At 44.4% G+C, this 15,049-nt stretch carries 16 protein-coding genes; 6 read left to right on the top strand and 10 right to left on the bottom strand.

Going from position 1 to position 15,049, the window contains the following annotated elements; all coding sequences use genetic code 11:
• Window positions 1–377: 377 nt before the first annotated feature.
• Window positions 378–848 carry a tetratricopeptide repeat protein gene (locus tag Q0R35_RS09560; protein WP_295616756.1) on the bottom strand — a complete coding sequence of 157 codons (471 nt, stop codon included), beginning with the start codon at window positions 846–848 and terminating at the stop codon, window positions 378–380.
• Window positions 829–1,005 (bottom strand): hypothetical protein, encoded by a 177-nt coding sequence (locus Q0R35_RS09555; RefSeq protein ID WP_295616752.1) that lies wholly within the window; start codon window positions 1,003–1,005, stop codon window positions 829–831. The genes Q0R35_RS09560 and Q0R35_RS09555 overlap by 20 nt, the downstream gene beginning before the upstream one ends.
• A gap of 39 nt (window positions 1,006–1,044) precedes the next feature.
• Between Q0R35_RS09555 and Q0R35_RS09550 the strand changes: the two genes are divergently transcribed.
• The 3 genes from Q0R35_RS09550 (at window position 1,045) to Q0R35_RS09540 (ending at window position 3,472) form a co-directional block, all read left to right on the top strand.
• Window positions 1,045–1,998, top strand: coding sequence for a M48 family metallopeptidase (locus Q0R35_RS09550; protein WP_295616749.1), 954 nt, complete (start codon window positions 1,045–1,047; stop codon window positions 1,996–1,998).
• A 684-nt stretch (window positions 1,999–2,682) separates the two neighbouring features.
• The gene (locus Q0R35_RS09545) at window positions 2,683–3,141 is read left to right on the top strand and encodes a serine/threonine-protein kinase (protein ID WP_295616746.1); all 459 of its coding nucleotides are present in this window, start codon (window positions 2,683–2,685) and stop codon (window positions 3,139–3,141) included.
• Window positions 3,142–3,256: 115 nt separating this feature from the next.
• Window positions 3,257–3,472 carry a hypothetical protein gene (locus tag Q0R35_RS09540; RefSeq protein WP_295616743.1) on the top strand — a complete coding sequence of 72 codons (216 nt, stop codon included), beginning with the start codon at window positions 3,257–3,259 and terminating at the stop codon, window positions 3,470–3,472.
• Window positions 3,473–3,512: 40 nt separating this feature from the next.
• Here Q0R35_RS09540 and thiO read toward each other — a convergent pair whose 3' ends face one another.
• From thiO to Q0R35_RS09520, 4 genes are all read right to left on the bottom strand, one after another.
• Complete coding sequence (gene thiO / locus Q0R35_RS09535) at window positions 3,513–4,580, bottom strand: glycine oxidase ThiO (RefSeq protein WP_295616740.1); 1,068 nt, start codon at window positions 4,578–4,580, stop codon at window positions 3,513–3,515.
• 111 nt (window positions 4,581–4,691) lie between these two features.
• Complete coding sequence (locus Q0R35_RS09530; protein ID WP_295616737.1) at window positions 4,692–6,359, bottom strand: FAD/NAD(P)-binding protein; 1,668 nt, start codon at window positions 6,357–6,359, stop codon at window positions 4,692–4,694.
• Between the two features lie 511 nt (window positions 6,360–6,870).
• Window positions 6,871–7,497, bottom strand: a complete 627-nt coding sequence (locus Q0R35_RS09525; RefSeq protein ID WP_366944857.1) for an acetyltransferase — start codon at window positions 7,495–7,497, stop codon at window positions 6,871–6,873.
• Between the two features lie 102 nt (window positions 7,498–7,599).
• On the bottom strand, window positions 7,600–8,265 hold the full coding sequence (locus Q0R35_RS09520; RefSeq protein ID WP_295616731.1) for a DUF2232 domain-containing protein: 666 nt from the start codon (window positions 8,263–8,265) through the stop codon (window positions 7,600–7,602).
• Window positions 8,266–8,484: 219 nt separating this feature from the next.
• On the opposite strand from Q0R35_RS09520, the gene Q0R35_RS09515 reads away from it, so the two are divergent.
• From Q0R35_RS09515 to sigC, 3 genes are all read left to right on the top strand, one after another.
• A complete protein-coding gene (locus tag Q0R35_RS09515) occupies window positions 8,485–9,090 on the top strand; it encodes an N-acetyltransferase (protein WP_295616727.1) in 606 nt (201 codons plus the stop codon).
• A gap of 325 nt (window positions 9,091–9,415) precedes the next feature.
• Window positions 9,416–9,946, top strand: a complete 531-nt coding sequence (locus Q0R35_RS09510; protein ID WP_295616723.1) for a DUF2808 domain-containing protein — start codon at window positions 9,416–9,418, stop codon at window positions 9,944–9,946.
• 345 nt (window positions 9,947–10,291) lie between these two features.
• On the top strand, window positions 10,292–11,569 hold the full coding sequence (gene sigC, locus Q0R35_RS09505; protein ID WP_295616720.1) for an RNA polymerase sigma factor SigC: 1,278 nt from the start codon (window positions 10,292–10,294) through the stop codon (window positions 11,567–11,569).
• A 31-nt stretch (window positions 11,570–11,600) separates the two neighbouring features.
• Here the strand turns inward: sigC and Q0R35_RS09500 are convergent, their stop codons facing one another.
• From Q0R35_RS09500 to Q0R35_RS09485, 4 genes are all read right to left on the bottom strand, one after another.
• Window positions 11,601–12,212 (bottom strand): Uma2 family endonuclease, encoded by a 612-nt coding sequence (locus tag Q0R35_RS09500; RefSeq protein WP_295616718.1) that lies wholly within the window; start codon window positions 12,210–12,212, stop codon window positions 11,601–11,603.
• A gap of 76 nt (window positions 12,213–12,288) precedes the next feature.
• Window positions 12,289–12,942: a DUF2059 domain-containing protein gene (locus tag Q0R35_RS09495; RefSeq protein WP_295616716.1), complete on the bottom strand. Its 654-nt coding sequence runs from the start codon at window positions 12,940–12,942 to the stop codon at window positions 12,289–12,291.
• Window positions 12,943–12,996: 54 nt separating this feature from the next.
• Window positions 12,997–14,223 carry a DUF1501 domain-containing protein gene (locus Q0R35_RS09490; protein WP_295616713.1) on the bottom strand — a complete coding sequence of 409 codons (1,227 nt, stop codon included), beginning with the start codon at window positions 14,221–14,223 and terminating at the stop codon, window positions 12,997–12,999.
• A 242-nt stretch (window positions 14,224–14,465) separates the two neighbouring features.
• Window positions 14,466–15,049, bottom strand: a 584-nt coding sequence (locus tag Q0R35_RS09485; protein ID WP_295616710.1) for a DUF1800 family protein, incomplete at its 5' end; no start/stop codon positions are given.

Here is a 15,049-nt window from a genome sequence, read left to right as displayed (position 1 = left end):
AAACTGAGAGGAGATGGGAGGGGGGAGCGAAAAGTGCGGTCTTGGGGTTTCCCCAAGTAGAGCACCTTTTCAAGACAGATGGGAGTTGGGAGTTGAGAGTTTGGAGATAAGAGATAAGTTTGTTGGCAAAGAATCGAAAATCGGCGTTGCTCAATTGATGTCTGAAATTTACAGTAGGGGCAATTCATGAATTGCCCCTACCGTAAATTTCAGGGACTGGCTGGAAATTAGATCGTACCCACATTCAGCAACGCTGAAAAATCATACATCCAATCAACAACGTCACAATTCGCTAATTGAATGCTCACTATTACCTCCCATCTCCGAACTCCCATCTCCGAACTCCCATCTCCGAACTCCCATCTCCCATCTCCCCCCTAACTCAACCTTGCCGTACATTCTAAAATCAACCGTTGATTTTCGATCGCGTGGGGTTGAATGTCAAGTGCGGCGCGAAATGCCCTAATGGCGGCGGAATAATTACCCAAAGCGGCGTGACACAATCCTAAACCGTGGAGCGCGCCAAAATGGACGGGATTGAGCTTAATTACCATCTCACAATCAGCGATCGCCCGATCGTAATCTTGAGTCATAAATTTCAGCACCGCTCGTCGATTCCACGCTTCGGCAAAATCTGGCAAGGCAACGACCAAATCGTTTAAGATCGAAGTAGCCGCTGCAACATCACCTTCAGCGATCGATTTCTCGCTTTCTTCAATCTGTTCGAGGGCAATCTTACCTTTTTGCCAGAACCAGATCCGCCAGAGTTGACTAGTCGCACGTTCGCGAATATTCAAATCGCTACTTTTAAGATCCGATAATAACTTGTCAACTAATTTTTGATTCATAGCGATTATTGGCAACTCGTTCGATCGACGCAAATATTGGCAAAGTCAGACATATTCGATCGGATTGACTGCCAATCTTAGTTAAGACAATATAATACCAATTATTACCGATCGATATTCTTTTAGTATAATAGAGATAAGGATCGCAATCCAACATTCTCTACCAAATAATTTCCAACCATAACTGAGCGTCTATATGGCTACTTATCCAGGTATTTCGAGCGAAGCTTTCAGACATCCACTCGATCTGCAAGCAGAGCAAGCTCTCCGCAGCGTGCCCGGTTTTAATCTCGTGGCGAGTAAATTTGTCGAGTTTATTTACGAACGACCCCAACTAGTATACCTGATGGGCAACAGCATTCAAGCAGGCCCCAGGCAATATGCCACCATCTACGGCATGTTTCGGGAGTGCGTGCGCGATCTAGATATCTATCCCGAACCGATCTTATTTGTCAGTCAAAATCCTCAGGTAAATAGTTATGCAATGGGGCAAGAAAACCCCTATATTGTCATCAATACTGGTTTGTTAGATCTGCTAGAAGAAGATGAAATCAAAACTGTTTTAGCTCATGAATTAGGACATATTAAATGCGGACATACGATCCTGATTCAAATGGCAATGTGGGTAATGAACGCAGCTTCGGTCATTGGGGAAATGACGTTTGGGTTGGGCAATATTGTTAGTAATGGCTTGATTGTTGCTCTTTATGAATGGCGGCGCAAGGCAGAATTATCATCCGATCGCGCGGCACTATTAGTAATGAATAACCCCCGCACGGTGATGACAACGATGATGAAAATTTCCGGCGGGAGTAGTAAGTTTATTAATGAATGCAGCCTCGATGAATTTATCAAGCAATCGGAAAAATATCGTAATTTAGATGAAGATGGACTGAATCAAATTTATAAAGCTTTGATGTATGTCGGCGTAAATGGAATGCTCTCTCATCCATTTCCCGTCGAACGCATTCACTATCTTCAGGAGTGGACGAATTCGAGCGAGTATCGAAATATTCGTAACGGTAATTATCAGCGCGTCAGTGTCGATACAGTCAACACCGAGCCATCGTCGAATGAATCGGAACGTCTGCGCCGCGAAATTGAAGAACTCCAACGCGAAATCGATCGACGTAAATCTTCCGATCGTTAAGTTAATTTAGAGTTAATTGAGGAGATTTCACACTCTAGATCGGAAACTATTGGTAAGTTTTTAGGAGTCATTTGCTGTTATTACAGTCTCGTTATTTTCTAGGGATAAACCAATGTATCTAGATAAGTTAGATAGCAACTTTTGATAAAGGCGATCGCTAACATATCCAATCGATCTCCTAAGTTCATTGGGCGGAACTACATGTATAAAACTCAATCTCACTAAAGATGCTTTTTTTAATCCAGTAGCGGCAAATTCACAATCGTCAGCTCAGATTATTTCGTCAAATTCTGGAATGTATTTATTTAGTTGAGTGCGGACTTAATCTGTTTATCGAGTCTATCGCCTATAGCCACAATTTATCCTCAACTGGAAGTGAGGCAATTTCACGCTCTAACTGGTAAACTTCTGGCGAACGTTTGGGAGTCATATTTTGCAAGGGCTTTGTTAGTGCTACAGCCGTTCGGGACGGAGCATCCAGCGATACAACAAATCTAACATACCCTCATCCGCAATAGGCTGGTGTTGGGCGACTCTCTAATATTAGTGTGCGATCGAGTGGTGTTTGCTCCAGATTCCGATCGAAGACATGATACAGATCTAACCACAGGTTAATTTTAGTGGCTGGCTGGGTACACTACATATACGCGATCGATACCAACCGCGATCTACCCACGACAAACAATGGCAATTCAGATCTGGCAAGAAGGGGATAAAATCAAAAACGATCGCTTCCATATCCTCAAACAGTTGGGAAAAGGCGGTTTTGGAATTACCTATCTGGCTGAAGACACCGTTAAAAAACAGCAAATCGTCATCAAAACCCTCAACGCCAATCAGCAGGGCGAGGCAGATTTTGCACAGAAGCAAGAAAATTTCGTCAAAGAGGGCTTCACGCTCACAAAATTCAATCATCCCCACATCGTCAAAGTCCACGAGCCGATTCAAATTGGGGATTTGTGGGGCTTGGTGATGGAATATATCCCTGGGCAAGATTTGGCTGACTATATCATTGCCAATGGGCGGCTCAACGAAGCAGAAGCACTGCGCTATATCGATCGAATCGCCCAAGCTCTAGATTGTGTCCATCAGCAAAAATTTTTTCACCGCGATGTCAAACCGCATAATATTATGCTGCGCTAGGATCGGGGCGAAGCGGTTTTGATTGACTTTGGCATCGCGAAGGAATTTGTCGATCTAGAAACCATTATGATAATCGCGAACGATTTTACTGTTCTGAGAGTGATAAAAGAGGGATATGCTGACAAACCAGTATCCCCGCAAGTTTGGCAAGGGCGAAGGCTGGGAGGTGTTATTAGAACGCGATGTCATTCCGATTCGCGATCGCAATCCCGATCTACCAGCACCTTTAGCCATAGTAATCGATCGAGCATTACACGAAGACTCCAAGACATCAACTACCCTTCACTATCAACGGGTACAAGATTTCAAAGCCGATCTTTCGATAAATTAATCGAACAAAAGCCTACTCAATAAAATATGGTTTTTAAAAATCAAACAGGCTCAAACCGTTGCCAGCTAAAGGCGGCTAGTAAATTATCGGCTCGTTGATGCCAGACGAGATCGGCAATTAAGCGAGCCGTAATTGGTGTTAGTAAAATCCCGTTGCGATAATGTCCGGTGGCTAAAGTTAAATTGGCATCTGCGCTGGTACCGAGAATGGGCATTTCATCTGGTGTGGCTGGGCGAAATCCCCACCAGGTTTCATGGAGGGCGCAAGCTTGGAGCGGTGGAAATAACCGGATCGCATTTATTATTAATTGTTTGACACCCTTGAGGGTATTGCAAGCTTCAAAGCCGACATCTTCGGTTGTCGCACCGATGATAATTTTGCCATCGCGACGCGGAACGATGTAAATTTCTTCGCCGAATAGTACTTGTTGGAGGGGTAAATCGGCGGTTGGCGCAGGCGGAACCGATACCGATAGCATTTGCCCTTTTCTGGGGACGGTGGGAATAGATTGGAGTTGTTGCGACCAAGCACCCGTGGCGAGGATATAATGCTGTGCGGACATTTCGCCGCAATTGGTGGTGAGATGGGTTACTCGTCCATTTTGACGATGGATGGTAGTTACTTCGACCCCATCCTGAAATTGGATCCCCAGAGTTTGACTGGCGATCGTCAGCGATCGCATTAAAGCACGGTTATCTACTTGCCCATCGGCGGGATACCAATAACCGCCGACTACCGATTCACTCAGCCCAGATTGATGTTGCTGGATCGATCGAGCATCCAACCAGTCTTCACCGGGCGCGCTGGCATTATAATAGGGTGCTAAAATTCCGCATTGCCAATATCCTGCATCTACCCCAGATATCGCTTCAATTTTACGAATCCATTCGGGATATAACGATCGACTCTTCAAGCATAAATCGAGCATCGCTCCAGCGGGAATCCGTTCTGCCTGCGGTGCCAACATGCCCGCTGCGGCTCTACCTGCGGCAGCGTTGACCTCCTTACACAAAATTGTCACTTCCGCGCCGAGCAGACGCAATTCGATCGCGGTAGCCAAACCAATGACTCCACCACCGATAATTATAATTTCACTACCAGATTGCATCGATCGATTCTCCACGGCAGATGCTCTTACCGATCTGCATCTGTGCGATCGAGTCTAACTTAGATTTCGATCGCATTGGCAAGAGTCGGCTTAGAATATTCACGATCGATTTTAGGCAGCATTTACCAGGAAACTGGGCGCATCGACATCAGCCTCTGGCGCAGGTGGCATTAATACCGAGGCTAAGTGTTGAGATAAACCAATAATCCGCTGACAACTTTCGGCGTGCCATATTCTAAAATTACCATCGATATTTCCGGCAACCAGCGGCCCCATTACATAACAGTTTTTGCTAGCTTCAAAGTTTTTATTGATGACAAATCCGCGCTGAGATTGATTGGAAATACAGATTTCTCGCCGGATTAGATTTTGAATTAACAGTGATGACGATTTGGTGACATCTTGGAAACCAGCACAGTTGATAATTACACCAATTGGTGAGTTAATTGTTTTCTGTTGACGATCGTCACCATCGATGTATTCACAGGTTAAGTTGCCCGGTTCGCTTACAGTAGAGTTGACAAACTTACCCTTGATAAATGCTAGCTTGTCGCGATCGATCGAATTGCCAACTACATCTAAATATTCACCACCAGCACGCCGTTGTAATTTACCAATCTCGACAGCATATGTAAAGACAAACTGCGCTTGTTCTTCAGCACTAAGCCGATTTAATCCCTGCATTGTCGCCTTAGATATATCGCCATGAATATCCGAGATATTAATATTTGCCGCAGTAGCATCAGCGACATCAGCTCGTACTGCTTCAAATATTTGTTTTGCTGTAAAAGTTTCTGACTCCACTAATTTAACTAAATGTTGGGGCGTATAGTAGAGGGCTGGAACTTCGCGACTGATGCGATGGGGAAAGGCGGCATTTGGCGAGAGAATGATAAATTTTTCGATTAAATCGGTAGCAATTTTAGAATTATTGATACTGTAGAGTGTATCTAGCGTACCAGCATTCGAGCCGACAATTAATACTTGTCTGTCGGTTTGCCGCTCTAAAGATTTACAAATTCGATCGAGATTAGCATCTAAGGATGGCTCGTACATATTATCGATGTAGCAAACATCTGTTTCCCGATCGTTAACAGGCTTGGCAAAAGCGACATTTGGCGGACTCCCGATCGCTAAGACTAGTTTTTCGGTTGTAAAATAAGTATCGCCTTCAGTTGTTGTAAAGTCTACTCGATACAGATCTCGATCGCGTTGCACATCCCAAACATCGGCATTAATCAGATCTATTTCGATCGATCCTTTGCTAACTGCCAGTTCGATCAGCTCCACAACTCGTTGCTGAAGATACAATCCAAATACGTGTCGGGGAATAAATAAGTTATCCCAACTATTTCGATCCATATCTACGGTATTTGCTTGTAACCATTTGTGCGAAAGTTCGCCGCGACTGTATACTTGCGGATCGAATAACCACTCGCGATTGGCATTCAGCCAATCGACAAAATGTTCGCGTTCTGCTCGTTGAGGAATAAATTCGATCAGTGGTGAAATTAATAATGCTGTTTTGCCCGATCGGCTTCCGTAAGGAATTCCCGTCCAAAATTCACAGGATTTTTCAGTGACGACGATTTTTTTTGGTTGCAACTGGTTTTTGCTTTCCGCGAATTGTTGCTCTAGTAATAACAGATAGTGAATTAGTGTATATGCCGATGAAATTCCAGCTCCAATAATTGCCAAATCATAGCATTTTCCCGATTGGAACCGAGTGGCTTGGGAGTCAGGTTGCAAGGTTGAACTAGAAGTTTGCACGATCGGCATTTATATAATTTATCTTGAAATTTAAAGTTATTTTTGAATCTTTACTCGATCTAGATTCTAGCAATTAGCTTGCTATTTTTGAAAGACTCGACCTATCTGTGACGATCGTGTCAATTTTTTTAGTTGATGGGGCTACTGTGGCGGAAAGTCAAATCTCAACAGTCATAATCGTACCCTTTTAGATGATGAATTGATATCCGCTAAATCATCGATCTTCGTAGCAGTATGTTTTGTGCTACAATTGAATTTAGTTGTGTTGCCTTTGAATTCGGTTCCACCGCCACTTTCTCTTGTCTGTATCGCGGTTTGAGGCGAAATACTTGCTAAATCGAATCAGACGACTAATTGGCGATCGAACCTTTAATTGCTAAAGCTTTCAGGCGATCGAACCAATCTTAGCCGATCTTGAAATAATTGTCACTAAATTGGCAATCTCGAACTACAGATCGCGATCTTCATTCGGCATGGCTACGTATTTTGACGATCGATCTCGCCGCAATTGTCAAATAAATTACAGATTCAATGGCGGTTCTCGAAATTTAATTACCCTAGCAGGATTGCCCACAACAGTGGCGTAATCCGGCACATCTCTAATCACTACGGCACCTGCGCCCACAGTACACCAGCGACCGATATTGATGCTAGGGATAACCACCGCGCCAGCCCCGATATGCGTGCCCTCACCGACTTTGACATGACCGCACAAAGTTGCATGTGGCGAGACGTGTGCGTAATCGCCGATTACATTATCGTGATCGATATTAGCAGCGGTATTAACCAAAACGTGCGCCCCGACTTCCGCGCCAGCTTGGACGATCGCACCTTGCAATACCACTGTACCAACGCCAATTTTCGCTTTAGCCGAAATAATTGCCGTACCGTGGATTGCCGTTCCATAATTGGCATCGATTAAGCCAGCTAGTTCCGCTCTCCGGGAATTATTACCAACGCTGATAATTAACGGCGCATCTAATTTAGGGAAACCTTCACCCAATAAACGGATGCCATCGCGGATCTCCATGCCTTTGAATCTAGCATCAGGCGGGTTGTCATCAAACATGCCAATAACTTCGATGTCTAGGCTGTTAAGAATGTCCGTGATGACTTTTGAGTGTCCGCCAGCTCCATACAAATACATGTATTTAGTAGCCACCATATGCATATTATGAGAAGTAAGAAGTAAGGAGTAAGAAATGCAATTATGCCTAAAACCTAAAACCTAAAACCTAAAACCTAAAACCTAGAGATCCAATAAAGTATCTACCCATGCTGGTGGTCTAGGGATGGGATTGCCGAGCCGCTCGAACATTAATAGCGCGACTAAATGAACGACAAACAAGTAGAGAAAATTACTGACTAAAATTAAGAAGATCGTCACGATTTGAATGACTAATAAACTCGGTTCAGCGAGAATGCCCAACTGCACGAACACCCACTCGCACAAATCGCGAATCCTTGCCATTGTATACAACCACAAATCTTCGCCCAACAACAGCGAAGTCAGCCAAAACCGAAAGAATACCCCCAGGCATTCTAGTAATGCCCCCAAAGAAATCGATGTCAGCCAGTTTGCACGTCGCCGCCAACACGCCCCCAATTGTACGCCGATTAGCCCGTAAGGAATGACAAACGATATACTGCGTGCTGGCCCCATTAATACCGATAATAATAAACCAGAAACTAATGCCGTCATCCAGCCAGCCCGATTGCCCCAGCGTAAATAGATTAACGCGATCGGGATCGGGAAAAAGATTTTAAATACGGGTATGCTGGGCAAATAATAACTTAACAACCACAGTAAACTAGTCGCACTAGCCAAAAAAGCAGTTTCCACCAATACAATGGGTGGTTTGCTAGGATATGCGCCATCTACTCTGGATTTTTGCGAGTCTGGTGGAGATGCCAAAGGATTACTTCGATCGCCTGCACGATCGGCTAAATGGGTTATGATGATGTATGAGTCTTCTGAGCTGGTCAGTTCTAATTGTAGATCGACTCACTACTAATCTAAATAGTTGGGATCTCGATTAATAAAATCGTGAGTCGAGTAGCTCGATATGGCGATTACCTAACGGTATGCTGCGCCAACGATCGGGACTCAGCGCAACTTGTGAATAATTTAGACATGACCGCAAATATCGCAAATATCGCTCAGTCGCCCGTTCTCGATCTCCATCAGGTTGAGATTCGAGCTGTGCGAGAGGAAGAAATACATTGCGTCGCAGATATTATTACTCGTAGTTTTCATTTCGATCGCGGCTGGATGGGGTGGTTTACGCCTTTATTTAAGCTCGGAATTGCTGAAGATCTACGCCATCGCCTCCGCAGCAACATCTCTGGATCTAGTCATGGCAAAACTCAGCAGCAAGTTTGCTCGATCGCCATGTATACCGATCTTGGAAAATCTCAGGTCATCGGCACGATCGAAGTTGGCACGCGGATTACCAATTACCGTCAGCCAACGCCCCATCGCTACGTATACATCTCTAATTTAGCTGTCAGTCGCGATTTTCGGCGGCAAGGAGTAGCACGAGATTTATTGCTCGACTGCGAACGACTCACTCAGGCTTGGGGCTACACCGAGCTTTATCTGCACGTCATGGGCAACAACGATCGCGGTCGTAAATTGTATGAGAAGCTAGGATACCAGATTGTCGCTATGGAAACAGTATGGTCGATCGTGCCGTGGCATCGCCCCGAACGATTATTTTTATGCAAGCAACTAGGCTAATTTGTTCCCTGCTTTGCCTCTGCTGGACGTGAGAATCGCGGGTGTAACATCAGGTTAAAATATCGACATCTTACGATGGTGACGATTTCGATTACATCAGCTAACTTACTGAATTATTCGGCGATCGCGAACAGTAATGTAAATACTGGCTCGATAACGCTGCAAATCTACGATTGAGCCGATCGCGAACGATCCGCACAATTCAACCACATCGTATAATCATCTCACTGTTTGACTAAAATTACTAAAGATTGGTTAATTAATCTTAAATTAATAGTAAATTTAGAGAACACACTCACAGTGTCAGATTTAGCGGAGAGTAGAGATGTTGAATATTCAGAGCCTACAGAAATTATTACCGATCCTCGTTGTAGCTGGCTGCCTGGTTGCAGTTGCCCCCACAGCCACTAAAGCCGATAGCTTACCAGGATTTACATTGTTCAGTGGTGTCGATCCGTCAAATCAGCTTAGTTATCGTCTAGATTCTGGCAACCGTAATACGACAGATCGTTATCGGCTCACAATTCCTGGCTCAAAAATCAACCGTTTGGGTGCAGCGCAAATTCAAATTACTTACCCCAATTATTACAAAGGTAAATTTGACGACAAAGCGGTAGAAGTCTTCGTTGGCGATAAAGCGATTCCCGTTCAATCGGTAGAATGGAATCGAGAAAGTCAAACCCTCGAAATCAATCTCGCCAAAAGGATCAAAACCAAGGGAGATATTAATGTTGTACTTAACAACGTCCAAAATCCTGACGGTGGCGGCATGTATTACTTTACTTGTCAGGTAAAAAGTAGTGCGGAATTTCCAGTCGCGCGCTATGTCGGTACTTGGATCTTGTCTATAGATTAGATCTCTAGAGTTAATCGGACGATAGACTATCGACATCACCGATCGCAATCGTCTATATTCTTGGGTGGGAAGGAAGCAATTGCACAAGTGCGATTGCTAGCGGCACAGACAACCAATGTCTGTGTCTTTTTTGTGTGTGAGTAGCGCGAGATAGCTAGCACGCACCCAGGCAATTGGCAAATGTTTCTAAGAACCTCGTCTCGAAATGAGGGATCTAGAGCCAAAGGTGGGAATGATAGGCATATCGGTCACAGAGTTATCTCGATCGACTAAAAATTTTACCGACAACAGTAGAATCTCAACTTTTCACATCTCAAATTTTGTCGAGCAACCCCATAAGAGTCTATGCCGAGTAAATCCTTGTATAAATCAGTAGAATATGATGAATCAGCCTCAGAGCTGGATCTGGGCGGCATAGACATGGACGAAGAGAGTTTGAGATCGTCTGTGCCAGAATTATTTGACGAGGAAGAAGAAGATCTCGATAGCACGATGGTTCCGGCTGCGGCTAAGAATATTTATTACAGCAAAGATTTAGTTCGGATATATCTGCAAGAAATTGGCAAAGTTCGGCTGCTAATGCGGGATGAAGAAATCTCTGAAGCTAAAGTCGTACAACGTTACGTGCAATTATTAGAGTTGCGAAATGCTGCCGCCGAACAAGTTAGGTTAGGTAAGAGTGATGATGTAACTATTTTACATTACGTCGAATCGATCGACATTCACGATCGGTTGACAGCCCAATTGGGGCATCGTCCCTCTCTCGAACGGTGGGCGAGTACCGCCGGAATTTCGCTGGCAGAACTCAAGCCCAGATTAGCCGCTGGCAAGCAAAGATGGGCAGAACTCGCAAATATCTCCGTTGCCGAAATCGATGCCCTCCAGTCGGCTGGTACCCGCGCTAAAGAGCACATGATCGAAGCCAATCTCCGGCTGGTGGTTTCCGTTGCCAAAAAATACCAAAATCGTGGCTTGGAACTGCTAGATTTAATTCAAGAAGGCACGATGGGTTTAGAACGTGCTGTCGATAAATTCGATCCGACAAAAGGCTATCGATTTAGTACCTATGCTTACTGGTGGATTCGTCAAGGAATCACCCGCGCCATCGCTACCCAAAGTCGGAATATCCGCCTGCCCGTCCATATTACCGAAAAACTCAATAAAATCAAAAAAGTTCAACGCGAATTGAGCCTCACGATGGGGAGACCCCCACGGCTCGAAGATGTCGCGAAGGCGTTGGATATGACGTTGGTACAATTGCAAGAAGTGTTAATGCGCGTCCCGCGATCGGTATCATTAGATGTCAAGGTCGGTAAAGATCGGGATACTGAATTGGGAGATCTGCTCGAAGCCGATGAAGTAACGCCCGAACAAATGATGATGCGCGAATCGCTCCAAGGCGAACTCGTGCAACTACTAGCAGATTTAACCGATCGAGAGCGAGAAGTAATTTGTCTCCGGTTTGGATTAGGATACAATCAGGCTCATTCTTTGGCTGATATCGGACGAGTATTAGAATTATCCCGCGAACGAGTCCGCCAAATTGAATCTAAAGCTCTCCAAAAACTCCGCCAACCCAAACGCCGCAACCGCGTGCGAGACTATTTAGAATCGATGAATTAAAAATCCGGTAGGGGCAATAACTAAATTGTTTCTACCATATTTTTGCCATTTGGAGTTGAAAGCCTGGTAATTCTGGTTCACAACTGACAGCATCTGGATCTTTTAATACGGCGACAGAACCATTAGCACGATAACAATAAACCGTCCGATTTTTGCGGTCGATTAATAATCCTAAACTCGCGCCATTTTCGATATATTCCTGCATTTTTGTCTGCAAACTTTTGAGGCTATCGCTAGCAGAACGGAGTTCAATCACAAAATCTGGACATATCGGCGCAAACGAGGCTTTTTGAGCATCTGTTAATGCATTCCATCGATCTAGTTTAATCCACGCTGCATCAGGAGCGCGCATCGCTCCATTAGGTAATGTAAACCCTGCGCTCGAATCAAAGCCCTCCCCCTTACCATTCTGCTCTGCCCAAATTCCTAATTGCACCGCAACTTTAAAGTTACGATTCCCGGTATCTGAAAAAGCTGGAGGCATAAAGATTACTTCGCCATTGGCATTACGTTCGATGCGGAGGGTAGGATTGTGATGGCATAATTCATAAAATTGCTCGTCACTCACCTGGGGTAATGTTAGTAATGACGAGATATCTACTGTCATCGATACCGATTCGGCTTGAATTTGTAAATTAGTCATATCGCTCTAATCTCACTGCTGCCACAATCCTATTGTATGCGAGGACAGAGATATTCGATCGCGTCTTATTTTTGTATTATTTGTGAGATAACACATTAATTTCTTCAAATAGATATTCGATGCGAGTGTCAAATATTTCCGGGTCGCGGCACTTAGATAAGCTTGTTGGCCAAATGTCTTTTAATAAACAGAATAACTGTTTGCCAACTCTTTCATCTTCCCCAAACCCCGACCAATTGCAACTAGTCATCACAACAAGAAATATTTTTGCATTAGGAAAAACTTCTTTTATTTTTTCTTCTCGGCTCTCAAAATGAGATTTCCAGTCATGACGATGCCAACCAAGTTGTGTTTTGCATTCAATAACTGCAAGTAGATCCAAACCACGCCAAATTGTTATGTCGGGACGGAGCGCATTTCGCTTAGGCTGAATTGTCTGTTCTGATTTGATTTCTAATTCTAGACCATTTAGATCGTTAAATAATATTAGAAAGAAAAGAATTGTTTCTACGAAAAAATCCGATCCTGCTTGAGCAAACTTCTTGTCGAGAATTTTTTTGATTCCTAATTGTGTAGCGTAGAAAGCGCGGAGTCGATTAGCAACTGCTTGAGAATAATCAAATTTATAACCGGGAGAGTATTGTTGCTTCATTCTCTCATATGAGTCTTGTAACGCTGGAACTAAATTATCCAGCGCATCAGCATATTCATCTTGAAATTCAACAGACATATGAACAAATTAGGAAACTTAATTGAAGTATTCCCTGTCTTAGAACAAATCTAACTAAATTAAATCCATCACTTGCGGCTGATAGCCTGGAAATACCTCCTGTAACTTACTGGCATCTACAGCTAACCGTCGAGTTAATACCGTCCCTAACACATCGCGAAAATCTGTCGTCACGGCTAAATCTCGCCCTCGATCTCGTTGGGATGGCTCTAAACCCGCCCACTTTCCATAAACAGTCCCACCGCGAATGCCACCGCCGAGCAACCACATCACGTTACCATGTCCGTGGTCGGTGCCACCATTGCCATTTTCCTTAATCGTCCGCCCGAATTCGGACATTACCACGATGGTGGTATTTTGATAAGCCGCGCCTAATCCGGTTTGCAGGGCGATTAACCCCTTACCTAATTGCTCCAGATTGCGGGCTAGTTGCCCCTGGCTTGCGCCTTGGTTGATGTGAGTATCCCAACCACCCACAGCCAGAAAAGACATCTGGATGCGCGGATCTCGTGCCATCAGGCGGGCTAATCTTTGGGCATCGCCAGGAAAGCCGTTAGGCAAAGTCGCGCCGTTATTTGCCATCTTCATCTCGGCTTCGAGATCTTTGAGTAGTTCGGTGCGTGCGAGTCTTCCCTCGCGATAAGTGCGTCCGATCGCGTCATTATTGCCATACAATCGATCGAAAGCACTGGCGACTTGGGGTTTGTCGATTTGCTGGCGATTGCCTGCATTGCGCCCCGATGCGAGATTGGCGACGGCTCTGTTGCCAAGTAAAATGCGCGGCGTAGTCGCACCGACGCTGACTGCTTGAATCGGGTTTTTATCTGAAATGATGCCTAATAGTCGATTCATCCAACCATCGCGGGTGGATTTAATGCCGGGGGTACCACTTTCAAGATAATCTTGAGCGTCAAAATGCGATCTTGTTTCATCATTAGATCCGCACGCATGAACGAATGCGAGGCTTTTTTGTTGCCATAAGGGAATCAGCGGCGATAGGGCTGGATGTAAGCCAAATTTACCGTCGAGATCTAGCACGCCGTTAGGTTGTCCGGGTTGGGGGATGGCAATTTTCGGACGATCGGTATAATATGTAGGCTCGAGATAAGGTATGACTACACTCAATCCATCGATCGCACCTCGTAAGAACACAACAATTAAGCGGTGCGGATTGGGATTTACAGCAGCAATACTCCGCGCCGCCCAGCCATGAGTGCCGATACTAATTAGGGATGATGCCGAGAATAAGCTCGATTGAATTAGAAATTGACGACGATTCATAAAATGGGGTGGACAAAAATAATAATTAATAATTAATTTCAGTCGGTTTCTGCTGGTTTCAGCGGTTGAAACCGCTGCTGGTGTTGCGAAGTCCGCCTCTCTTGAAAAGGTGCTTTACTTGGGGAGACCCCAAGAACGCACTTTTCGCTACGTGGACTGAATTTTTTAGTCCGCGTAGGCGGACTTTGCACCATTAGCCACGATTTCAATCGAGGGCGTTTTCAGCGGTAGCATAAATTAACTTACTTGCTCATGAATTCTGGACTACCCAAGATTAATGCCGAACGAATTTCAGGGCTGCTCGACGAGAGTGCTTGCTGAGTGCGAATCGAAAAGTTATTGCCTAAAGTAGTAGCTAAAGCAACCGGATCGATCTTCACCATTTGGTTAGTTGGTAAAGTATTAGCAGCCGTAGTTATCGATGCAGAAATTGGTAATTTACCATTAGCTAAATTAGTCGCATAATTAATTCGGCGCGTCATGCTATCAGCGTTCAGCCAAGCTTCTTGCGTATTTTTATAACCATTAGGTGTCGGACAGCCATAAATCGACATCCCTAATTGTCTGAGAAAATCATTTAAGGGCTTAACATTATTAACATCCATCCCAGTCGATCGAATCGATGAGATTGCATATTGATATGGTGTTTTAAACTTCTTATCGTAATATTTAATATTCCAAAATTCTGGACTATCAAACAAGGTAACCAGTACTAATTTAATATCACCATCGGTGGCAATAAAGCGTTTAGAGAGCTTATCGATTAGACTTTTGGGTGGATTATCGGCAACAAAATATTGGGCGAGTTTAAAGCTAATTTGACGGG

Source organism: Chamaesiphon sp. GL140_3_metabinner_50 (genome assembly GCF_025361915.1).
In the GTDB taxonomy this organism is placed as follows: domain Bacteria; phylum Cyanobacteriota; class Cyanobacteriia; order Cyanobacteriales; family Chamaesiphonaceae; genus Chamaesiphon.
Note: the sequence above shows the minus strand (reverse complement) of the source record. Positions and strands in the feature narration are given on the sequence as shown.

Coding starts and splice junctions, on each gene's coding strand:
- Q0R35_RS09525 (WP_366944857.1), bottom strand. CDS start 7,497: ATGTATTTGTATGGAGCTGGCGGACACTCAAAAGTCATCACGGACATT.
- Q0R35_RS09500 (WP_295616718.1), bottom strand. CDS start 12,212: ATGACTAATTTACAAATTCAAGCCGAATCGGTATCGATGACAGTAGAT.
- Q0R35_RS09530 (WP_295616737.1), bottom strand. CDS start 6,359: ATGCCGATCGTGCAAACTTCTAGTTCAACCTTGCAACCTGACTCCCAA.
- Q0R35_RS09495 (WP_295616716.1), bottom strand. CDS start 12,942: ATGTCTGTTGAATTTCAAGATGAATATGCTGATGCGCTGGATAATTTA.
- Q0R35_RS09545 (WP_295616746.1), top strand. CDS start 2,683: ATGGCAATTCAGATCTGGCAAGAAGGGGATAAAATCAAAAACGATCGC.
- Q0R35_RS09510 (WP_295616723.1), top strand. CDS start 9,416: ATGTTGAATATTCAGAGCCTACAGAAATTATTACCGATCCTCGTTGTA.
- sigC (WP_295616720.1), top strand. CDS start 10,292: ATGCCGAGTAAATCCTTGTATAAATCAGTAGAATATGATGAATCAGCC.
- Q0R35_RS09490 (WP_295616713.1), bottom strand. CDS start 14,223: ATGAATCGTCGTCAATTTCTAATTCAATCGAGCTTATTCTCGGCATCA.
- Q0R35_RS09515 (WP_295616727.1), top strand. CDS start 8,485: ATGACCGCAAATATCGCAAATATCGCTCAGTCGCCCGTTCTCGATCTC.
- Q0R35_RS09560 (WP_295616756.1), bottom strand. CDS start 848: ATGAATCAAAAATTAGTTGACAAGTTATTATCGGATCTTAAAAGTAGC.
- Q0R35_RS09555 (WP_295616752.1), bottom strand. CDS start 1,005: ATGTTGGATTGCGATCCTTATCTCTATTATACTAAAAGAATATCGATC.
- thiO (WP_295616740.1), bottom strand. CDS start 4,580: ATGCAATCTGGTAGTGAAATTATAATTATCGGTGGTGGAGTCATTGGT.
- Q0R35_RS09540 (WP_295616743.1), top strand. CDS start 3,257: ATGCTGACAAACCAGTATCCCCGCAAGTTTGGCAAGGGCGAAGGCTGG.
- Q0R35_RS09550 (WP_295616749.1), top strand. CDS start 1,045: ATGGCTACTTATCCAGGTATTTCGAGCGAAGCTTTCAGACATCCACTC.